Source organism: Myxococcus eversor, from assembly GCF_010894455.1.
In the GTDB taxonomy this organism is placed as follows: domain Bacteria; phylum Myxococcota; class Myxococcia; order Myxococcales; family Myxococcaceae; genus Myxococcus; species Myxococcus eversor.
In genome coordinates, this window is sequence record NZ_JAAIXY010000015.1 from 227,748 (window position 1) to 248,223 (window position 20,476).

At 68.0% G+C, this 20,476-nt stretch carries 20 protein-coding genes; 6 read left to right on the forward strand and 14 right to left on the reverse strand.

The features are described 5' to 3' along the window. Positions 1 to 9 precede the first annotated feature (9 nt). The gene (locus G4D83_RS28500; RefSeq protein ID WP_163867999.1) at positions 10 to 747 is read right to left on the reverse strand and encodes a M50 family metallopeptidase; all 738 of its coding nucleotides are present in this window, start codon (positions 745 to 747) and stop codon (positions 10 to 12) included. A gap of 140 nt (positions 748 to 887) precedes the next feature. On the opposite strand from G4D83_RS28500, the gene G4D83_RS28505 reads away from it, so the two are divergent. Genes G4D83_RS28505 through G4D83_RS28515 form a run of 3 tightly spaced genes read left to right on the forward strand, consistent with a single transcriptional unit; the run spans position 888 to position 4,701 of the window. Continuing rightward, positions 888 to 3,065 carry a S46 family peptidase gene (locus G4D83_RS28505; protein WP_163868000.1) on the forward strand — a complete coding sequence of 726 codons (2,178 nt, stop codon included), beginning with the start codon at positions 888 to 890 and terminating at the stop codon, positions 3,063 to 3,065. Next, the gene (locus G4D83_RS28510) at positions 3,065 to 3,724 is read left to right on the forward strand and encodes a hypothetical protein (RefSeq protein WP_163868001.1); all 660 of its coding nucleotides are present in this window, start codon (positions 3,065 to 3,067) and stop codon (positions 3,722 to 3,724) included. The genes G4D83_RS28505 and G4D83_RS28510 overlap by 1 nt, the downstream gene beginning before the upstream one ends. 50 nt (positions 3,725 to 3,774) lie before the next feature. Then, the gene (locus G4D83_RS28515; protein ID WP_163868002.1) at positions 3,775 to 4,701 is read left to right on the forward strand and encodes an ADP-ribosylglycohydrolase family protein; all 927 of its coding nucleotides are present in this window, start codon (positions 3,775 to 3,777) and stop codon (positions 4,699 to 4,701) included. 11 nt (positions 4,702 to 4,712) lie between these two features. On the opposite strand, the gene G4D83_RS28520 is transcribed toward G4D83_RS28515, so the two are convergent. Then, positions 4,713 to 5,222 carry an RNA polymerase sigma factor gene (locus G4D83_RS28520; RefSeq protein ID WP_163868068.1) on the reverse strand — a complete coding sequence of 170 codons (510 nt, stop codon included), beginning with the start codon at positions 5,220 to 5,222 and terminating at the stop codon, positions 4,713 to 4,715. 238 nt (positions 5,223 to 5,460) lie between these two features. Here G4D83_RS28520 and G4D83_RS28525 point away from each other — a divergent pair, with 238 nt between their 5' ends. The 3 genes from G4D83_RS28525 to G4D83_RS28535 all read left to right on the forward strand — a co-directional run bounded on the left by G4D83_RS28525 (position 5,461) and on the right by G4D83_RS28535 (position 9,414). Continuing rightward, positions 5,461 to 5,907 carry a DUF7919 family protein gene (locus tag G4D83_RS28525; protein ID WP_163868003.1) on the forward strand — a complete coding sequence of 149 codons (447 nt, stop codon included), beginning with the start codon at positions 5,461 to 5,463 and terminating at the stop codon, positions 5,905 to 5,907. Positions 5,908 to 6,817: 910 nt separating this feature from the next. Beyond that, entirely contained in the window at positions 6,818 to 7,180 is a 363-nt protein-coding gene (locus tag G4D83_RS28530; RefSeq protein WP_163868004.1) for a hypothetical protein, read from the forward strand. A 488-nt stretch (positions 7,181 to 7,668) separates the two neighbouring features. Beyond that, positions 7,669 to 9,414: a carboxypeptidase regulatory-like domain-containing protein gene (locus G4D83_RS28535; RefSeq protein ID WP_163868005.1), complete on the forward strand. Its 1,746-nt coding sequence runs from the start codon at positions 7,669 to 7,671 to the stop codon at positions 9,412 to 9,414. Between the two features lie 71 nt (positions 9,415 to 9,485). On the opposite strand, the gene G4D83_RS28540 is transcribed toward G4D83_RS28535, so the two are convergent. The 12 genes from G4D83_RS28540 to gspF all read right to left on the reverse strand — a co-directional run bounded on the left by G4D83_RS28540 (position 9,486) and on the right by gspF (position 20,468). After that, a complete protein-coding gene (locus tag G4D83_RS28540; protein WP_163868006.1) occupies positions 9,486 to 11,123 on the reverse strand; it encodes a sigma 54-interacting transcriptional regulator in 1,638 nt (545 codons plus the stop codon). 93 nt (positions 11,124 to 11,216) lie between these two features. Then, on the reverse strand, positions 11,217 to 12,191 hold the full coding sequence (gene gspN / locus G4D83_RS28545; protein ID WP_163868007.1) for a type II secretion system protein GspN: 975 nt from the start codon (positions 12,189 to 12,191) through the stop codon (positions 11,217 to 11,219). Between the two features lie 3 nt (positions 12,192 to 12,194). Beyond that, the gene (gene gspM, locus G4D83_RS28550) at positions 12,195 to 12,752 is read right to left on the reverse strand and encodes a type II secretion system protein GspM (protein WP_163868008.1); all 558 of its coding nucleotides are present in this window, start codon (positions 12,750 to 12,752) and stop codon (positions 12,195 to 12,197) included. Positions 12,753 to 12,754: 2 nt separating this feature from the next. Further along, complete coding sequence (pilM, locus tag G4D83_RS28555) at positions 12,755 to 14,359, reverse strand: pilus assembly protein PilM (protein ID WP_163868009.1); 1,605 nt, start codon at positions 14,357 to 14,359, stop codon at positions 12,755 to 12,757. 1 nt (position 14,360) lies between these two features. Next, positions 14,361 to 15,734 (reverse strand): type II secretion system minor pseudopilin, encoded by a 1,374-nt coding sequence (locus G4D83_RS28560; protein WP_163868010.1) that lies wholly within the window; start codon positions 15,732 to 15,734, stop codon positions 14,361 to 14,363. Next, complete coding sequence (locus G4D83_RS28565; RefSeq protein WP_163868011.1) at positions 15,734 to 16,408, reverse strand: type II secretion system protein GspJ; 675 nt, start codon at positions 16,406 to 16,408, stop codon at positions 15,734 to 15,736. The genes G4D83_RS28560 and G4D83_RS28565 overlap by 1 nt, the downstream gene beginning before the upstream one ends. Further along, positions 16,405 to 17,328, reverse strand: coding sequence for a type IV pilus modification PilV family protein (locus G4D83_RS28570; RefSeq protein WP_163868012.1), 924 nt, complete (start codon positions 17,326 to 17,328; stop codon positions 16,405 to 16,407). Before G4D83_RS28570 ends, G4D83_RS28565 begins: the two co-directional genes overlap by 4 nt. Further along, positions 17,325 to 18,068, reverse strand: a complete 744-nt coding sequence (locus G4D83_RS28575) for a prepilin-type N-terminal cleavage/methylation domain-containing protein (protein WP_163868013.1) — start codon at positions 18,066 to 18,068, stop codon at positions 17,325 to 17,327. Before G4D83_RS28575 ends, G4D83_RS28570 begins: the two co-directional genes overlap by 4 nt. After that, positions 18,065 to 18,511, reverse strand: a complete 447-nt coding sequence (locus tag G4D83_RS28580; RefSeq protein WP_163868014.1) for a type II secretion system protein GspG — start codon at positions 18,509 to 18,511, stop codon at positions 18,065 to 18,067. Before G4D83_RS28580 ends, G4D83_RS28575 begins: the two co-directional genes overlap by 4 nt. Before the next feature lie 39 nt (positions 18,512 to 18,550). Then, positions 18,551 to 18,982 carry a type II secretion system major pseudopilin GspG gene (gene gspG, locus G4D83_RS28585; protein ID WP_163868015.1) on the reverse strand — a complete coding sequence of 144 codons (432 nt, stop codon included), beginning with the start codon at positions 18,980 to 18,982 and terminating at the stop codon, positions 18,551 to 18,553. A 61-nt stretch (positions 18,983 to 19,043) separates the two neighbouring features. After that, positions 19,044 to 19,199 carry a hypothetical protein gene (locus tag G4D83_RS45650; RefSeq protein ID WP_176435920.1) on the reverse strand — a complete coding sequence of 52 codons (156 nt, stop codon included), beginning with the start codon at positions 19,197 to 19,199 and terminating at the stop codon, positions 19,044 to 19,046. A 12-nt stretch (positions 19,200 to 19,211) separates the two neighbouring features. Then, positions 19,212 to 20,468: a type II secretion system inner membrane protein GspF gene (gspF, locus tag G4D83_RS28590; protein WP_163868016.1), complete on the reverse strand. Its 1,257-nt coding sequence runs from the start codon at positions 20,466 to 20,468 to the stop codon at positions 19,212 to 19,214. Between the last annotated feature and the right edge of the window lie 8 nt (positions 20,469 to 20,476).

Consider the following 20,476-nt stretch of genomic DNA (forward strand, 5'->3'; position numbering starts at 1 on the left):
CCAGTTGACTCAGGCCCGTCGTGTGCGGGTGCCCACGGGGGGCATCTGGAGGCCCTTGGGCCTGGCGTGCATGGACCACCAGGCCGCGACGGCCAAGAGCCCCACGGCCATCAGCGTCCACAGGGCGGCCCACACCACGGAGGGCACGTAGGTGACGTCGGCGAGCAGGGCCGCGTCGCTCTGCGCGCGCACCGTGCTGTTCCAGAGGTCGGAGCGCAGGTCGAACAGCACGTACAGCGCGGTGAAGGCGGCGATGAAGAGGTTCACCAGGTCCACCGCGCCATCCGGCAGCCACTTCGCGCACGCGCCGAGGACGACGGCGGTGCCCACGCAGAAGGCCAGGGTGAAGAGGTCGCCTCCATACAGGAGGCCCATGATGACGAGCCACGCGGAGGCGGCCACCAGCACGCCCCGGCGGAGCTGGAACCGGAAGGTGGCGATGAGCAGCCCTGCGCCAGCCACCGCGCTTCCCAGGTAGCCCGCCGAGTACAGGACGACCTGGCGCAGCATGCCCGGTGGGAGGCGGGACATACACAAGCCCCCCTCGTCGGCCATGAGGTGGATGCGGTCCACGGACCCACCCAGGAGCAGGGTGGCGAGCGCGTGCCCGCTCTCGTGCATCATCACCACCAGCACCTTGAGAGGCCACAGGACGGGCGAGTCCCAGAAGAACCAGCCGACCCCCAGCATGACGAGCAGGAGGGCCAGGCGGCCGAAGTCGAGCTTTGCTCCGCTGGCGGTCCTCATCGTTTTCCGGGCCTCCCCTCCATCAGACACCCCAACACTTAAGCTCGGTCCCTCTTCCCAGGAAACTCCTGGCATGCCGCGAAGCGTCGGACACACCGTGGGAGTCGCGTGCGGGCGCCGGACGGGGTAGGGAGGACTCCATGAAGAAAGCCCTCCTTCTGCTCTCGCTCGTGGCTGCCCCGGCTCTGGCCGGGGAAGGAAAGTGGACCCCCCAGCAGGTGCTGGACCTGGACCCGGCGTGGTTGCGCGCCCAGGGACTCCAGGTCTCACCCAAGAAGCTCTGGGACCCCAAGCGCGGCACCGGCCTGCTCGCGGGCGCGGTGAACGTGGGGGGCTGCACTGGCGCCTTCATCTCCTCCACCGGCCTGGTCATCACCAACCACCACTGTGCCTTCGGCGTCATCCAGGAGCACAGCACGCCCCAACGCGACCTCATCACCCAGGGCTTCCTGGCCTCGGAGCGCAAGGACGAGCTGCCCGGCAAGGGCGCGCGGGTGCAGGTGCCTCGCAGCTTCACGGACGTGACGGCGCAGGTGCTGGCCGCGGTGCCGCAGGGCGCGGACGACTTGGTCCGCTACAAGGCCATCGAGCGCAAGCAGAAGGAGCTGGTGGCCGAGTGCGAGAAGCGCCCCGCCACGCGCTGCCAGGTGTCCACGTTCGACAGCGGCGTCAACTACACGCTGGTGGACGCGGTGGAGCTGGTGGACGTGCGGCTCGTGTACGCGCCGCCGCGCGCGGTGGGCGAGTACGGTGGCGAGGAGGACAACTGGATGTGGCCGCGCCACACCGGTGACTTCGCCATCCTCCGCGCGTACAGCGCGCCGGACGGTTCCTCCGCGCCGTACAGCGAGAAGAACGTGCCCTTCAAGGCGGAGTTCTTCTTCCCGCTGGCCACCGAGGGCGTGAAGCCGGGCGACTTCGTGATGGTGCTCGGCTACCCGGGCCGCACCTACCGCGCGCTGCTCGCGGAGGAGTTCGCGGAGCGCCAGTCGCGGCTGTACCCGCGCATGCGCGACGTGTTCGGCGAGGCCATCCGCATCCTGGAGGAGGAAGGGGAGAAGGACCCGGCCGGCAAGATCGCCGTCGCGTCCACCGTCAAGGGACTGCACAACGTGTACAAGAACGCGGGCGGGCAGCTCGCGGGGCTCAAGCGCGGCAAGCTGGTGGAGAAGCAGCACCAGGCCGAAGCGGACGTCGCTGCCTGGGCCGGGAAGAACGGCGCGAAGTGGGCGAGCGCCCTGACGGCCCGCGACGCGCTGCTGGCCGAGCAGAAGGCGAACACGAAGGTGTTCGAGCGCGAGTTCCTGCTCGGGGCGACGCCTCGGCTGGCCCGGGGCCCGGCGCTGGCGGTGACGCTGTCGCGGCTGGCGGCGGAGCGCGCGAAGCCGGACCTGGAGCGCCGTCCGGAGTACATGGACCGCGAGCAGGCGCGCATCAAGGACCGCCTGGAGCGCGAGCAGAAGAACGTGTTCGTCCCGGCCGAGAAGAAGCTGCTCATCGCCTACGTGAAGCGCGCGCAGGCGCTGGGGGCGGACGAGCGCATCGCCGCCGTGGACAAGCACTTCGGCAAGGTGTTCGTGGAGAAGGACGTCGCGGCGAAGGTGGACTCGCTCTACGCCGTCACCCAGGTGCTGACGCTGGCCGAGCGCATGAAGATGGCGACGGAGACGGTGGCGCAGCTGGAGGCGCGCAAGGACCCGATGCTGGCGTTCGGCCTGGACCTGGCGCGGGAGCTGGAGGCGCTGGATGACGTGGGAGACCGCCGCCAGGGTATGTCGCTGCGCCTGCGTCCGGACTGGCGCAAGGCGGTGCTGGCGCATGCGGGCAAGCCGGTGGCGCCGGATGCGAACGGGACGCTGCGGGTGACGTTCGCCAAGGTGCAGGGCTACTCGCCGCGCGACGGGGCCGTGTACACGCCGCAGACGACGCTCTCGGGCATGCTGGAGAAGCACACGGGCGAGGAGCCCTTCGACGTGCCCGAGCGCGTGTCGAAGGTCGCCGAGTCCAAGCGGTATGGCGCGTGGGCGGACAAGAAGCTGAAGGACGTGCCGGTGAACTTCCTGGCGGACGCGGACACGACGGGCGGCAACTCCGGCAGTCCCACGGTGAACGGCAAGGGGCAGCTGGTGGGCGTCAACTTCGACCGCGTCTGGGAGAATGTGGCCAACGACTTCGGGTACAACCCGGACGTGGCCCGCAACGTCAACGTGGACGTGCGGTATGTCTTGTGGATGTTGGACCAGGTGGAGAACGCGGACACGCTCTTGAGGGAGCTGGGCGTGCGCAAGGGCCCGCCGGTGGCGGGGGAGACGCGCTGATGACAGACCCGGCGGACGCTGCTCCGCCCCTGCCCACCTTCCGGCCGGAAGAGCAGGTGTGCGGCAATTGCAAGCTGTGGAGCCCTCACTCGGTGGAAGAGCGCCGGGGCTGGGTGGGGCCGTGTCGGCTCCAGTCCTCGCGGGGCATGTTCCCGCCGTCCGCCCCCATCTGTGACAAGTACGCGCCCCGAGGCACGGCCGTGGCCCCGGCGGCGCACTCTCCCTCGCGAGAGCGCACCGCGCGCAGCGTGGCCCCGGTGGTGATTCGCCGCCGGGTGGACCCCAACGAAGTCGTGGACCTGGAAGGGCTGAGCATGACGCGTGAAGAGCTGATGGACATCTTCCGGGAGGCGTCTGGCCTGATGGACGCGCCCCCGCTCGCGGGCAAGTGGGAGGGCGGCACGGTGCGCCTGGTTCCGGCCAACCCGGAGCTGCAGGCCAAGGACCTGCCCATCGACAGCCTGTTCCACAAGGTCGTCATGGTGCGCGACAGGCTCCGGGTGCTCGAGCAGAAGCTCAACGCGCACCCGAAGCTGTCCGACGCGGAGAAGGTGGAGATGCAGAGCTACATCACCCGCGTGTACGGCTCGCTCACCAACTTCAACGTCCTCTTCAAGGACAAGGGTGACCAGTTCGTCGGCGCGAAGGGTGACGAGTAGTTGATAGTGTCCATTTGACACGAAGATGGCGCCGGGTGTTGACTGGCGCCATGTCCTCGACTGGAAGACCGGCGGACCACGCGGAGCGGATGTCGCGAGCCCTGTTGTCGTTGGAGGGGCTCTCCGTGGGGGATGGCTTTGGGGAGCGGTTCTTCGCGGCCCGGAGCCTGGTGGCGGAGTGGGTGGAGGCTCGCAGGCCTCCTTCCGCGCCGTGGCCGTACACGGACGACACGGAGATGGCGCTCTCCGTCGTCCAGGTGCTCGACGAGCACGGGCAGGTGGAGCAGGAGCGGCTCGCGCGGCTCTTCGGCACGCGCTACCGCGCCAATCGCTACCGGGGCTATGGCGGCACGGCGCTGGATATCCTGGAGCGCATCCACCTGGGGATGCACTGGCTGCCCGCGTCGTCCCAGGTGTTCGACGGCACGGGGTCCAAGGGCAACGGCGCGGCGATGCGCGTGGCGCCGCTGGGTGCGTACTTCGCGGGAGACCTGCGGCGCGCGGCGGATGAGGCGCGGCTGTCCGCGGAGGTGACGCATTACCATCCAGATGGGCAGGCGGGTGCCATGGCCGTCGCGGTGGCGGCGGCGTGGGCCTGTCAGGACGCGGCGACGCGTGGGCCCGCGCGGAACCTCTTCGACGTGGTGCTGGAGTACACGCCGAACGGGGCCACCCGGCGCGGGCTGGAGAAGGCTCGGGGCTGGTCGTTGGAGACGACACCGACGGCGGCGGCGAAGGAGCTGGGCAGTGGCTTCCGGGTGTTGTCGGAGGACACGGTGCCCTTCGTGGTGTGGTGTGCGGTGCGGCACCTGGAGCACTACGAGGACGCGCTGTGGTCCACGGTGTCCGGGCGGGGTGACATGGACACGACGTGCGCCATGGTGGGCGGCATCGTCGTGCTCGTCACGGGCAGGGCGGCGATTCCCGCGTCGTGGCTGGAGGCTCGCGAGAAGCTCCAACTGCGAGCGCTGGAGTAGCGCCGTGTGCCTCAGGGGTGTTGGCCGCGCTCTTCCATGAGGCCGAAGGTGCGTTGCCGGGCGCGGTGCAGGGTGCTCTTCACGGTGCCTTCGGGGATTCGCAGCAGGCGGGCGATTTCGGGGTAGCTCAGCCCACGCACTTCGCGCAGGTGGAGGACCTGTCGCTGCTGCTCGTTGATCTCCTGCATGGCGTCGGTGAAGTGGCGTTGCAGCTCCGCGCCCGCTGCCTGGACTTCGGGCGTGAGGGGCTCGGAAGGCTCCAGGCTCAAGCGCTCGCGGCGCTTGCGTGCGCGCAGCCAGTTGATGCTGCTGTTGACCATGACGCGGTGGAGCCACGTGGTCCAGGCAGCGCGTCCGCCGTAGCCTGGAGACTTCCAGGCGAGCCGGGCGAAGACGTCCTGCACCACGTCCTCCGCATCGTCCGCGTCGCCGACGATGCGGCGGGCGATGGCGAGAGCGCGGGCACGGTGCTCGTTGTAGAGCTGAGTGAGAGGCGGGAGGTCGATGGCGGCGGCGTGCATCACGGGTGGGCTCCTGAACACCCCAGCGGGGACCTCCTCTGGAACGAACCGGCCGCGAAAAGGGTCTATCCGCCCGCGACGGTGGGATTTTTTCACCGCGTGTCTTGAGGGTACGGACACCGGCCCGGAGCTGGGTTTCCGCTCGTACTTCAGGGCATGAAGGTGGGTAGGCTCACGGTGTCCCGTTGCGCGCTTTGGAACGGCCGCGGTGACGCCGCCTGACTCCGAGGAGGCCGACATGGCGTACTTCGATGACTTGGCGCCGTGTTCATATTTTCCAGCAGGGCAGGACGTCCTGCTGGCGGTGGGGTGGCTCGAGCAGGGGCACTTATTCACGCAGGGCCTGGTCAATGAGGACGTCTTCGAAGCGCTCGTCCGGCTGTGCGTGAATCCATGGCAGCCCGTGGCGTTCGCGGGTCGACACGCGTGCGCGCTGTGCCGGTTCTCGGGCGGACCGGGGGCGTTGGTGTACCGCGACATGACGGTGTCATTCGGGGGCGCGAACGTCTTCATCCCCGGAACAGAGCGCGTCTTCGTCGCACCGACGTTGGTCGTGCACTACATCGACGCGCACGGGTACGCACCGCCACGCGAGTTCCAGGATGCGGTGATGGGCTGTCCGGAGATGCGCTCCCTGGCGTACCTCAAGGCACTGAAGGCGCGAGGGTTCACCGCCCTCAGGTGATGTGCCCGTGCTTCCGCGATCCATCAGCTCCCTGTGCGACTCGCCGCTCTCCTCCCGGACCACAAGGCTCTGTCTACGGAAATCCTCGGAAAGTGGTCGGGTCCTCCCCTGAGCAGCTCATGATTGGTGGGTCGCCTCTGCCGAGCCCCGCTCTGAGCCCCGGCCCTTCAATCCCTTGCGTGCTTGAGGCGCCAGACGCAAAGTTGACTATCCCCTTCGTTGTCGTTGTTGTTTGCTTGACGTTGGTTTGGGCTACCAATGGTCATTGCATGGGGGTGTGATGAAGTCTTCCATCCTACTCGTTGCTGTTGCGGCCACAGGCCTCGCTGGTGGACTTCTGATTCCCCAGAAGGCCGAAGCCATTTGCTGCAATTACCAATGCCTTTGCTGGAGGACCGCCGAAGAGATGTATGTCGAATGTTGGACCGACTTACAGGGGTGCTGTCATACTTTTGGCCTGTGCTTCTCTGGTAACTGCGCGAAGTGCGTGTTTTCCGTTGAGTGATTAGGCGTCGAGCGGTCCTGTCAGTGCTGTCTGTTGCTGCGATTGCCAATGCAGTCGCGGGTTGATGAGCGCCGACAGGGTTGTCGAGTGTTGGACCGGCTGTCAGGGGGGCTGGCCTTCTTGGCTTCATCGGAAATAGGAGGAGACCTCGTGCATTCCTGGGGAAGGTACCTGCAGGTGGTGGGAGTCTTTCTCGTTTCCATCGCGGCTGGCGTGCTTCTGACTCGGCCGGGCGCGCCGGTCTCGACCGCTCACGAAGACGCTCGCCGTGGGACTCAGCGCTCCGAAGCGGTTGCCACGAGGGCCGTGGTGGCTTCCAGGCCCGCTGCGGAAGCGTCCACTGGGAGTCGACCAGAAGGGAACTGCGTCTCCGAACCTCCGGAGACGCCGGTGCGTGCAGGAGTCGTGGCCACTACGGCCTGGGACGAGGTCCCTCTCATTTCCGACCCTCGCGAGCTGGGCTCCTGGGCAATGCGCCGCCTCCAGGAAGGCATTGACGGTCAGGTGCGTGAGCGGGTGCGTGCATGCCTGGCGGGTATGCTCGAGGCGGGCATCCACCACTCCACGGAGCGTACCGTCCTGGTTCTTCACATGGAGTCAGAGGAAAACCTGCTCGTCGTCAGGGAGGCAAAGGTCCAGCGCCACGGTGCCGCAGACGAGGAGACAGCTCGGTGCGTGGCAGAAGCCTTCGAATCGCAGGAGTTCGAGGCGAGAGGCGCTGTGACTCCGGGGCAGCGCTTCCGCCTAGAGTACCCCATCACCTTCTGACCCAGCCCTCGACCATGCGACACCGTTGGTGGTTGCTGTACAGCCTCATCGTCGGGCTCAGCGTGGGGGTCTTGATTGGGAACCGGCTCTCGTCCGAGCCAGAGCCGCCGCCCGCTACTCGCGAGGAAGAGTCATCCCTGGTGGAGATTCCTCCGCCACGAGCTCTGCCCCCAGCGAGGCCTTCTCCTTCCTTGCGTCTCCATGTCCTCGGTCCCACTGGCTCTTGCGAGGTGAGCCTCTATTGCCGGCGTGGCCCGGCCTCTTCCTGGGGCTTGGTCGCGAGGCGGACCACCCTCTCCGACGGTCGCCTCGACATGCCCGAAGCGACCGGTCACTGCCTCGTATTCGTCACAGCAGCCGGCTTCGCTCCGGGCCACCTCGAATTCACCCGCCCGGCCACGGAAGTACTGGCCCTGTCACTTCCGTTGAGGCCCGCGCGGGTCATGAGAGGACGCGCGGTCCGTAAGGGTACGCAGGAGCCCGTCCCCATGGCCTCACTGGAACTGCGGCGGGTGCTCTCGGCCTTTCCGCGCGAGCTTGAGCGAGACCTCCGCCAAGCCGGCTCCAGCGATGCGCTGGGACGCTTCGAGTTTCGCGACCTCGCTGAGGGCAACTACGAACTCGTCGCGCAGGCCCCCTCTTTCCAGCCGGAGACTCGCGTGGTCCTGCTGTCGGGGGATCCACACCCGGAACTCGAGCTCGAGCTCGCTCCGCACGGGTTCCTCGAGGGGAGTGTTGTCGACGCGAAGGGCGTTCGTGTCGCGGGCGCGACGGTCCGGGTCTCAGAGGGGGCCGGGGGGGATGTTACTGACGCCAACGGGGCCTTCTCCCTGGAACTCCCAGCCGGGGCCTACCGGCTGACTGCGGCCCTGGGAAGCCAGATGGGCGTCGCCGATGAGCCGCAAGTCGTGGAGGTGGGGGCGACCACGCGTTGCCCTATCATCCAGCTTGGCCGGCCAGGGCGGATGGAGGCGCGGGTCGTGGAGGCTGAGAGCTGGACTCCCTTGGAAGGAGTGCGTGTCCGAATCCAGCCGGCGGCCAGCCTGTCCGTGACAGACGCGGAGGGCCGCTTCTCGGTCGAGGACCTGCTTCCCGGCGAGTACCGCCTCTCCGCCGCGGCGGATGGGCTCACGGACGAGGCCATTCGGGTTGCCGTCAACGCCGGTCAGACGGCGCGCCCCGTGTTGGCTCTGCGCCGGATGGGGGCGCTGGAGGGCCGGTTGCTCACCGGCGGAGGTGTTGGCGCCACGGGAGTCAGCATCGAGGTGGGATGGCATGGTGCCGATGAGCCAATCGTCATCCAGCCAGACTCTGCCGGGAGATTCTCCACCGGGAGCATTCCGGCAGGGACCATCAAGGTGTCCACCCGCTCAGCCACGGGTGTCATCCGCTCCAGCGACGTGTTCTCCATCGAGCCAGGCAAGGTGACACGTCGGGATATCTTCTTGCGCTCCACGGGAAGAATCTCCGGAACCGTCAAGGGGGCGGATGGAGCGTGGCCAGGGAGTGCCATGGTGGGACTTACGTCCTCTCACGGTGGAAATGGCGTGCTGGCTCAGGTTCCAGTGGATGACCAGGGCGCCTTCTCGCTGGAGGTGACAGAGGGTGCCTACCTCCTCCGCGCATACCCCTCTGGCCAGTACGGCGCGTTCGGCCCCTCCGTCGAGGCCGCAGTGCGGGCCGGGAGTGAGTCCACGGTGGCGCTCATACTCCCTCACCAGGTGAGGGCCCTCGCTGGCGTCGTGGTAGGGCCAGGGGGCGCTCCCGTCGCCGGTGCCGCCATCCTGGTTCGTGGAAGCGCCTTCGAGGCCCGAAGGGTCGCGGACCCGTTTGGCCGGTTCTCCCTTCATGTCCCGGGGGATGGCGAGTTCGAAGTGAGGGCGCTTCGTGGAGGGCGGAGTGCCGTGATTCTGAGCCGGCCCGACACCGGGCTGACTCTTCGTCTCACGGAAGGGGCGAGAGTGAGGGGGACGGTCAGGGGCGACTGGAGGACCGATGAGCCGCTCCAGGTCACCATCAGGTCCGAGCTCTTCGAGGAACTTCTCTCCGAAGGCATGGACGGGATGCAATTCAGGGGAGACCAATTCGACTTGGTCGATGTCCCCGCAGGGCGACTGCGGATTGTCGTGACTACGAGGAGCGGCGCTCAGGGGACGGCGAATGTCGTCGTGGCCCCTGGGCAGACCGCCTTCATCTCCATTGAACTGGCCCGACTCACGGGGCGCGATCCCTGACGCCGCTCCATCTGGAGCGGATCCGCCAACGATTCACCCCGGAACGACCCCGAAGCCGGGGCAGCTCGCCACTACTCCTGCTCGTCCTGCTTCGTCAGGCCCCAATCCTTCAGGCGCTTGAACAGGGTGGACCGGGCCACGCCCAGCTCGCGAGCCACGCGCTCGCGGTTGTTGTTGAACCGACGCAGCGCGGCCTCGACGATCTGCCGCTCCAGCTTCTCCAGCATCTGCTCCAGCGTCATCCCAGGCGGCAGCTCCGGCACCGCGATGCCGGTCTCCTTGTTCATCTCCTGGTCGAACGTCAGGTCCGCCGCGTCGATGACCGGTCCCTTGCGGAACAGCAGCGCGCGGTGCACCACGTTGCGCAGCTCGCGGATGTTGCCCGGCCACGTGTGTCCTCGCAGGCGCTCCACCGCCGCCATCGAGAAGCTCACCGTCTGCCCTCGCGGCGCGTACACCTTCACGAAGTGCTCGGCCAGCGCGGGCAAATCACTCTTGCGGCTGCGCAAGGGCGGCAGGTGCAACGGAATCACGCAGAGGCGGTAGTACAAATCCTCGCGGAACTTACCCTCGCGAGCCGCCGCCAGCAGGTCCAGGTTCGTCGCCGCCACCACCCGCACGTCCACGTGCATGGGCCGGCTCGCCCCCACGCGCTTGATTTCTCCACTCTCCAGCGCGCGCAGCAGCTTCGCCTGCAAATCCAGCGGCAGCTCGCCAATCTCGTCCAGGAAGAGGGTACCGCCGTCCGCCTCCTCGAAGGCGCCCTTGCGCGCGTTCGCCGCGCCCGTGAAGGAGCCCTTCTCATGGCCGAACAGCTCGCTCTCGATGAGCTCCTTCGAGATGGCCGCGCAGTTGACGGGGACCAGCGGCTTGTTCGCGCGCTGCGAGCACTGGTGGATGGCCTTCGCCACCAGCTCCTTGCCCGTGCCGGACTCGCCCAGAATCGTCACGGCCGCCGTGGAAGGCGCCACGCGCTCGATGAGGTCCGCCAGCCCCTTCACTGCCGCGTCGTTGCCGATGATGCCGTGGAACGAGGCCACCTCCTTCTTGGACCCCGTCGCCGCCACCTCCAGCACCAGCTCCGTCTCACCGACCCGCAGCGTGGTGGGCAGCGTGACTTCCGCCTCGAACAACCGCACCGGCCCCAGCCACGTGCCGTTGGTGGAGCGCAGGTCCACGACGTGGAACGTGCCCTCCCGCCGCGTCACCTTCAGGTGCTTGCTGGAGGCGAACCGGTCCTGGAGGACCAAGTCACAGCCCGCGTCCTTGCCCGCCGTGAAGCTGTCTCCGGTGAGCCGGTGCACCGACTCGTTCAGGCCCTGCTTCACGCGCACCTGCGCGGGCTGCCAGCGCGGCGCCTGCGCGTCCTTCTGAATCGAGGTGGTGTGGCCCACCTCGGTGGCGACATCCGCGCCTTCACCGCCGCCGCTCAACCGGAACACCGCGCGCCACTGGCCGAGCACCAGGTCCGCGCCGTCGGGCAGCTCCGCCTCGGTGACGGACGTGCCGCCCACCACGGTGCCCTTGCCGGAGAGGTCCTGCACCCGGCACCGCGTCCCGTCCCACAGCAGGGCCACCTGCTGGCGGCTCACCTCCGGGTCCGGAATGGCGACGTCACACTGCTCGCCGCGCCCGAGCACCAACCGTGCCCGGTCCACGCCCACCCTCAACACCTCCTCGCCACGACGGAAAAACACCAGCTCCGGCATCCCGCGACCCTCCTGTGCGCCCGCGCTTTACACGTCCCGACGCACTGACATCAACCCCACGCGTCGGGTCGGGCGCTTCACCGGGGCGGCAGCCTACCGACGGGGCAGGAAGGTGGGCCGGTTGAGGAAGCCGCCGAGCCTGGCCGCCCGGAAGCTCGGGTCCTTCTTGTCCGGGGGGAAGATGGTGATGCCCGCCGCCAGCAGGCCCAGCCGCTTCTGCGCCTCCGGGTCCAACCGGAGATTCACGTCCATGGCGGGCTCGCTGTACTCCAGCCGCTTGCCCAGCTTCAGCGTGCCGGTGGCCAGCGCCTCCACGTCCTCGCCCTTCAGCCGCAGCTCCTGCACCGTGCCCAGGCCCTTCTCGAAGTTGATGCGGCCCACCAGCGCGCCGAGCGCCACCTGCGGCAGGTCCATGGGCATCGAGTTGCCCCCGCCCATGGGAATGGACGCCTTGCCACCCTTGATGATGAGCCCCTGCGAGTCGAGCGTCAGCTCGCCGTTCGCCTGGGACAGGTCCGGCTCCGGGCTCTTGCCCTTGGGCAGCGTCAGCGACAGCACGCCGTTCAGCTCACCGTCCAGGTCCATCCCGAGGAAGGCGGGCAGGTTGCCACCGCTGGCCTTGAGCCCGTCCATCTCCGCGCGGACCTTCATGTCACCCAGCCAGCCCATGGAGCCCACCACCGTGCCACCCAGCGCGTTGGCTCGAATGGCCAGGCCCGGCGGGAAGAGGGTGGGGCGCACCGCCACGCTGTCGATGAGCACCGCCTCGCCCAGCTCTGCGGCGCCCGGCAGCGTGCCCTCGCCGCTCACGAGCATCGCCAGCGTCTCCGCGCTCAGCGGCTGGGGCGGCTTGCTCACCTGCACCTTGGTGGCAGTGACACCCGACAGCCCCGGCCGCAGCGAGCCGATGCGCACCGCGAGCCCCGCCTGCGCCGCTTCGGAGACGAGGCGCGTGCGCACCGTGTCGTACGGGAAGGTGAGGAGCAGGCAGAGGATGAAGGCCAGGAGCGCGAACGCGCCGTAGCCCAGGATGACCTTCCAGCGAGCGAGCTTGGTGTCAGAGGACATGGGTTATTGCTTCATCCGGTAGGTGGCCACGGTGGTCCACGCCGTCAGCGTGTCGTTCGGCCTCGGTTCGATGCGCAGGTACTTCACCTTCACCACGCCAGGCCCGCTCTCCACCGTGCGCATGAAGTCCGTCAGCTTGCGCAGGTCCACGTCGGAGAACGTCAGCTCCACCGAGCTCTCCATGATCTTCCCGTCGCCCACGCCCACGTCGCCCTTGGGCGTCATGTTGGGCACCTGGAGCCCGGCCGCCGTGGCCTTGTCCTCGATGTACGAGATGAGCTGCACGTTGCTGGACGTCAGCTGCGTCTCCACCGCCTGCCGCGACGCCTGCGCCTCGCGATAGCTGGCCGCCAGCGCCTGCACCTCCTGCAGCTTCGTCAGCTTGTCCTGCGTGCGCTTGCGATAACCGGACGCGCTGTTGGCGAACGTCATCAGCACCGCGAACACGAGGAACACCGCCACCGCCGCGCCGGCGATGGACACCATCCGCCGCTCACGGTCACTCAGCCGCTCGAACCACGTCTGCACCGGCGCGAGCGCTTCCTGAAGCTTGTTGGCCATGACTAGCTCTCCCCGCCTTCCACACCCGGGCACTGCACCTGGACGTCCAGGCGGAACGTCACCTTCTGTCCGTCGCGGGTGCGCTCCACCTTGCCCTGCTTCACTTCCTTGAAGCACGCGTGGTTCTTGAGCGCGTTGGACAGCGTGTCCACCTGCTTGGAGGAGTCCGTCTCCCCCTGGAGGATGACGCGGTCCGTGTCTATCTGGATGCGGTCGAACTTCACCGGCAGGTCCGCGGGCACCTTCTGCGTCACCTCCGCCAGCAGGTTCACCGCGGACATCCGGGGCAGCGCCGCCGCCGGGCTCTCCACGCCCTTGAGCAGGTTCAGCGCGCGGTTGTAATCCTTCTCGCACTTGCCGAGGATGCGCTGGGTCGTCTCGCACAGCGCCGCGTCCACCTGCGCCTCGCGCCGCGACAGCACCGAGTTGCGCACCACGCCGAAGGCGATGAGCAGCAGGAGCAGCGTGGCCGCGAAGGACGCCAGCAGGCCCAGCTTGTCCTTCACGTAGTCGAAGTCACCCTTGAAGGCGAGCTCGCCCCGTCGGTAGTTGAAGCGCGGCGCGCGAGCACCGGAGGCGTTGCCACGCAGTGCCAGCGCGTAGGCCTGAGCGGCGGACGGCTGCTCCGCGGGAGTGATGGCCTCCGACGTGTCGGCGGGAAGCGCGAGCACGCGCACCGGCAGGTTCAAGTCCCGGGAGAGCTGCTCCGCAAGGCCCGGCATCCGCGCCGAGCCGCCGCACAGCACGATGGCGCCCACCTGCTGACGGCTGCGCGCCGTGTATGACTTCAAGGTGGGGCGCAGCTCGCGCAGCACCGGCTGGAGCCCGCGCACGAAGGCCGCCGCCGCGCGCTCCGCGTCCGGACCCTGCGCCGCGCTGGCCATGGCGCCGTGCTGCTCCTTCCAGTGATGCGCCTCGGCGAGCGACGTCTGGAACTCCGTCGCCAGCGCCTTGCTCAAGTCCTTGCCGCCGCCCGCGAAGGTGCGCGCGAACTGCACGCCCGTGCCCGGCCGGCCGATGGCCACCGAGGTGCGCTCGTGGCCCAGGTCCACCACCGCCACCACGCCGCCCTCGCCGGTGCCCTCGAAGAGGCCGGCGGCCTGCTGGAGCATGTTCTGGTAGGCCAGCGCGGGGTGCGTGACGATGCGCGGGTCCACCTTCAGCTCGCCCAAGAGCTCCAGCAGGCTCTTCAACTCCTGCTGTCGCACCACGCCGACGATGAGGTCGCTGGCCTTCTCCTTCCCCTCCGTCTCCTTCTGTCCGACGATCTGGTAGTCGTAGACGACGTCGGAGATGTCGAACGGGAGCAGGCTGCCAATCTCGAAGGGGAGCGTCGCTTCAATGCGCTTCCCGTCGGAGAACGGCAGGCCCAGCGTGTGGGTGATGAGCGCGGGGCCGGGCAGGGCGACCACGACCTGGTCGGGGTGACCGGGTGGCAGCTTGCCAATCAGCTCCTGCACCGCGGCGCGCAGCGTGTCGGCGCGCTCGCCCTCCTGGGCGCGGCGCACCTCCACGTAGCTGCGGGTGGCGTGTCCTTTCGTCCGCGCCTCCAGCACCACGGCCTTCACGGAGTGGCTGCCCAGGTCGAGGCCAAGAATGCGGGCCATGCTATTCCTCTCTCCAATACAGGAGCCTGCCCAGCGTGTCGTCCAGCCGGACCACGGCGGTCAGCGTCTTCTGCACGCTGCCCGCCTCTCCCACGGATTTGATGGTGAACGTCTGACTCTTGTCGCCGATGAGGCGATTGCCCGCCACGTTGGACTTCACGGCGGGATTGACGACGATGCCCGCGCTCTCCACCACGGCGACGAAGTCCTGCACGCCCATGCCGAAGAAGCTGAACATGCGCGCGCTGCGGATGCGGGTGATGAGCTCGTTGAGGAACACCGGGTCCTTCAATCGCGGGTCCGGCCTCGCCGGGTCCGCCACGGACATGATGGCCAGCCCCATCATCACCGGGTCATCCGTGTTGATGTTGGGCCGGGAGTTGATGTCCGGGTACACCGTGAGCCTGTCACGGAAGGCCGACATGAACTGGTCATTCACTCCGTGCACCCGGTACAGCTCGTCGATGCTGTCGAAGCGAGCGTTCTTCGGCTCGTAGTTCGGCTCGTAGCGGCTGTAGGGCGAGCCCTCGTCGGAGAAGCCGGAGGGCATGGGGTTGACGGGGTCCGTCGGGTTGATGGCGGAGCCCGTCTCGTCGTCATCCGCCCAGTCCTTGATGGCCAGCATCACGTCCTGCGGATTGCTGCGCACCTTGTTCGCGTCGTCGCGCTCCCACAGGAACTCGAAGCGCTTGTCGCCGAGCATGTCCATCATCCGCAGCGCAGTGGGGAGCGCGTCACCCGCGCCCGCGACCAGCCGGTGCACGTTGAGCTTCTCCTCCTCGTCGGAGATGGTGGACAGGAAGCAGCCCTCGAAGCCACCGAACGAGCGGCGCGTCATCTGCTGTGACATCTCCCGCGACGCCGGGTCCTCGCCGTCCTTCATGTCGAAGTTCGGGTCGTCCTCGTCCACCGCCTCCATGGGCGGGGCGTCGTTCTCGGGCTCCAGGCCCTCGCTCTTCACCATGCCCTTGAGCATGTGGCAGTCCACGCGCGCCATCCTCCAGAGCTGGAGGTTGAGCGACGCCGGCTGCGGGGTGTTGCCTTGAGCGCCCTGGTTGCCCAGGAGGTTGCCCAGGAGGGCCGCGGGGTTGGGGATGGGCGTCTGGTCGACCTGCTTCTGGAAGCGGAGCAGGAGCCGCGACAGCGCCACACCCGAGCGCGCCATGTAGTACGCGCGCACCTCGTCCCGCTGGTTGGCCGCGAGCTGGAGGTCGACCCGGCTGTTGTAGGCGAACTCGGTGGCGATGACCGTCAGGAGCGCGATGGACACCACCGCGATGATGAGCGCCACGCCGCGCGAGCGAGGCCCCCCACCGGAGGCCTTGGAACCGGGACGGCGCCGACGGGGCGCCTGCTGGAAGAAGGGCAGGGGCATCAGTACCTCGGCAGCTCGGTGTTCAACATGATGCGCGTCTGGGTGGAGTAGCGCGCTTCCTTGCCTGTCTCGTCCACGGCGGTGATCGTCATCCGCACGCGCGTGGGCAGGATGGCCTTCTGCTCCGTGCGCCGGGTGTCCCACTCGTCATCCCACTCTTTCTTCTCGGAGTTCCAGTACTCGAACTCCAGCTTCTTGGCGCCCTCGAACAGCACGTCCGTCGTGCCGCCCCGGTCCATGCGGTCATCCACGTTGGGATTCGAGCGGCGCTTGATGTCCATGCGGCCCTTGGCGGCCCGGTCGTCGGAGGGCTCCATGAAGTACTCCACCACCGCCTGGTCGGACTCCTTCACGTCCGTGTACAGCCGCTGATGGGCGAACGTGGTGAACAGGAGCCGGTCGCTCTCGCCCACGAAGTTGGTGGGGCGGTCCTGCTGGTCCCGGAAGCGCTTCAGGTCGAACCTGTCGCTCACGTACGCGGAGCCGATCTCCCGCGCCATCCGGTTCATGGACACCCGGACCTGCCGGTAGCGGTCCGCGTCCGTCTCCACCGACTCCTTCGCCGTCAGGCCCGTCTGGAAGGCCATGGCCACCACCGTGCCCATCAGGGCGGTGATGGCCACCGCCACCATGACCTCCATCAGCGTGAAGCCGCGCGCGCGCCGGGCCGTCATCGGTTGTTCCTCATGCCGGGGAAGTTCGGCATCGACGGGGGCTTGCCTCCGAAAATCCCGCCGCCCTGGCCACCGCCCGGAACGATGCCGCCATTGCCGCCGCGCTGCTGCCCGCCACCGTTGAGGCGCTGCAGGACCTCCGAGCGGCGCTGCAGCGGCACGCGCGTCTCCGGGTGCAGCATGGTGCCGTTGGGGCCGGGGATGGGGTTCTGGACAATCATGCCCGGGTTGTTGGGGTCCACCCACTGGTTGTCGGCACCTTGAGTCTGTCCCTGGGTGGCCATGAAGCCGCCGTTGCGGTCCGAGCCCGGCCCGAGCGACACCACGTGCGTCACCAGGTCGATGTTCTCCAACTGGGTGCCCTCCTGCCAGTACACGGTGAGGTGCACCTCGCGCACCGTCTGGGTGAGCTGCTGCACCATCTGCGTGAACATGGGCTGCGCCATGCCCATGGCCGCGCCGCCCAGGCCACCGCCCGCGGGCTGCGGTCCACTGGAGGCGCCGTCCTTGCCGCCTCCGGCCCCGCCGCCACCGAACAGGCTGGCGATGCCGCTCATCGGGTCGTCCGAGTCCCCGCCACCGATGGGCAGGTTGAAGAGCGCGCCGATGAGCTGGTCCGGCGACACGCCGTCCAGCTTCGGAGCGATGATGCGCGCCTTCCACTTGAACTGGGACCAGCCCTCGTCGGAGAAGTCGCCGGACTCCTCGTCGTCGTCGGGCGAGAAGCCGTCGTCGTAGAGCTTCTGCTCCACGTCCGTCATCTTCGCGCGCGCCAGGAGCGAGGCCACCGTGAGGCGCTTGGTGTAGACGTGGTTGGACACCGCGCCCGCGTTCAAATCGAAGATGGCCATCAGCGCGAGCCCGAGGATGGCGAGCGCGACGACGACCTCCAGCAGCGTGAAGCCTTGAGCGCGTTTCATCGCGGCACCTCCAGGATATCGTTCGCGATGTTCACCTTCCCGGTGAGCGGGGACACGTCCAGCGTCCAGGCGTTGTCGCCCTGGCTCACGTAGACGTACGCCTTCTCCGTGTAGCCCTGCGGGAAGAAGTAGAGATATGCCACGCCGTTGTCGACCGCCTCCTTCTGCTGGCGCGTCCACACGGACACGCGCACGTCCGCCGGCAAATCACGGGCCGGCACTTCCTCGGAGGTGAAGGACGAGAACTTCGCCGCGTTCTGCACGCGCTCCTTCTCTCCGTCCATCAGCTCCTGCGCGCTGAGCGTCTCTCCACCCGAGGCCAGGTAGCTGCGGCGCTCCTCGTTGCCCTGACTGCCGCCACGGTTGGAGCGCCTGGCCTGCTCGCGCTCGCGGTTCTCGTCGCGCAGGGCGGTGTCGCGGTCTCTCGCCGTCGTCACCGCGCTCTCCGCGCACTCGGCATGGTAGCGCGTGGCCTTCTCCTCCTTGGGGTCCGGAATCTCGAACACCAGCCGGCACGTCTTGCCGCGCAGCGCCGCCGAGTCGTAGAGCGAGCGGATGGTGCCCGCCAGCTCCCCCGCCGCGCCCTTGGCCTTGGCGCCCGTGAGCGAGCCGATGCCCATCACCGCCGCGGAGAACAACATCGCGACGATGATGATGGCGATGGAGATCTCGATGAGCGTCAGGCCGCGCTGGGCTCGGTGGAACGCGCGCTGCCCTGCCACCGTCTTCACCTGCGTCATGGCTGCCCCCAGTCCGCCAGCACGCCCCCGCTGCTCAGGTCCGCGTCCGTCCCTTCGCCGCCCTTCTTGCCGTCCGCCCCGTAGGACAGGACAGCGCCGCTCTTGCCGTCCATCCAGTAGACGTACGGGTGACCCCAGGGGTCCAACGGCACGGCGTCGATGAGCTTCGCCTCGATGAGCGGCGTGAAGCCCTCTTCCTTGGACGGGAAGTAGCCCATCAGCCGGTGGTGCGCCTTGAACAGGCCCTCCAGCTTGCGAATCTCTCCGCGCGCCCTGCGCTGCTCCGGCACGAGCGAGCGGTCGTCCGTCACGTACACGAGGACGAACGCCAGCAGGGTGGCCACGACGAAGATGGCCGCCAGCAGCAGCCGCCCCTTCGTCTGGGAGCGCAGGGCCCCCGCGGGCGAGGGCATCTGGGATGGAAGTGAGGTTTGCACGTTCATGCCCGAAGCCCCTTTCAACACGCGGGGTGCGCTAATTCTTCACTTGTTGTTGGCGGTGGCGCCGTCCGCGGAGGAGATGTCCGCGTCGTTGCCCTCTCCGCCGGCGGTGCCGTCCGCGCCGTAGGAGATGATGACGGGCTTGCCGCCCTCGTTCAGGTACACGTAGTCGTTGTTCCACGGGTCCTTGGGCATCTGCTCCAGCGACTGGGTCTCCACCAGCGCGTTGAGGCCCGAGGACGTGTCCGGGTACTTGCCCTTCTTCGTGTAGTAGAGCTTCAGCGCGCCCTGGATGCTCTTGATGTCCAGCGAGGCCCTGTCCCTGCGGGCCGCCTCGAGCTGCGGAATCACCGCCACGCCGACGGCGGCGGCGATGAGGCCGAGGATGGTGATGACCACCATGATTTCGATGAGGGTCATGCCGCGGCGGTTGCGGTTGCGGCGGCGCTGCTGCGAGTGGGTGTTCTGGCTCATGTCTGCTCTCACCTCGGGGTGACTTTCTGGCAAGCCACCGCATCGTGTTCAGGACTTCCTGTCAGGGTGCCCGGGGGCCGTCCACCACCCCTGCGGGCGGCACGGAGGCCCGGGGCCCGTACAGTCGGGCCCCCACCGTCACCAGCGCCGCCGCGAGGGCAATCATCGCCGCGAGCGTCGCGCGCTGTATCCAACGGTCGAGCGTGTCATTCGTCATGGCCCTGGCACCTCACCGGATGGCCGAGTTCACCTGGAGAATCGGCAACAGGATGGACAGGGCTACGAATGCAATCACCGCGCCCATCACCACGATGAGCAGCGGCTCGAGGAGCGAGGTGAGCGCGCCGATGCGCACATTCACCTGCGTCTCGTAGTTGTCCGCGACGTTGGTGAGCATGTCCTCCAACTGCCCGGAGCGCTCTCCAATCGCGACCATGTGGTACACGAGCGGTGGAAACTCACCCGAGCGCTTGAGCGGGGTGGCGATGCTCTCGCCCTCGCGGATGGAGTCGCGGGCCTTCTCCACGACCTCGGCCAGCACGGTGTTCGTCATGATGGCCTTGACGATGTCCATGGCCGCCAGCAGCGGGACGCCGCTCTTGAGCAGCGTGGACAGCGTGCGGGCGAAGCGGGAGATGGACAACAGGCGCACCAGGCTGCCGACGATGGGCGCCTTCAGCACGAAGCGATCCCACTTCGGCTTGCCCTTGGGGCTCTTCGTCCAGCGCATGAAGAGCCACACGCCCAGCGCCATCATCGGCACGGCGACGAACCACCAGTTCTGGAAGAAGTTGCTCGTGGCGATGAGGATGCGCGTGCTCAGGGGCAGCGTGGCCTTCATCGTCTCGAAGATCTTGGTGACCTTCGGCACGACGAAGACCATCAGCGCCACGAGGATGCCGCCGCCCACCACCATCATGATGGCGGGGTAGAGCATGGTGCTGAGGATCTTCTGCTGCAGCCGGGCCTGGTTCTCCGTGAAGTCGGCCAGGCGCGTGAGCACCGCGTCCAGCGCGCCGGACGCCTCTCCCGCGCGCACCATGTTCACGTAGATGTTGGGAAAGATTTTCGGGTGCTGACCCAGCGCGTCCGCGAGCGTCGAACCCTCGTTGACGCGCTGTTTGATGTCGGAGAGGGCGCGCTTGAAGCGCTCCTTCTCCACCTGGTCGACCAGGGCGGTGAGCGACTCCACCAGCGTGACGCCGGCGCCCAGCAGCGTGGAGAGCTGCCGGGTGAAGATGGCGACGTCGTCGGTGTTGACGCGGCCCCGACCCAGCTTGCGCAGGTCGATGTCGCGCGCCACCTGCGACGCGTTGGCGCCCTTGGACACCGCGCCCCGGCTTCCTTCCGCCTGGGCCAGCACGTCCGTGAGGAACACGCCGTCCGCGCGCAGCTTGGAGCGCAGCGTCTTGGGCGAGTCGGCTTCCAGCAGACCCTTGATCTGCTTGCCCGCGGAGTTGAGACCTCTGTACTCGAAGACCGGCATGGCTCGAT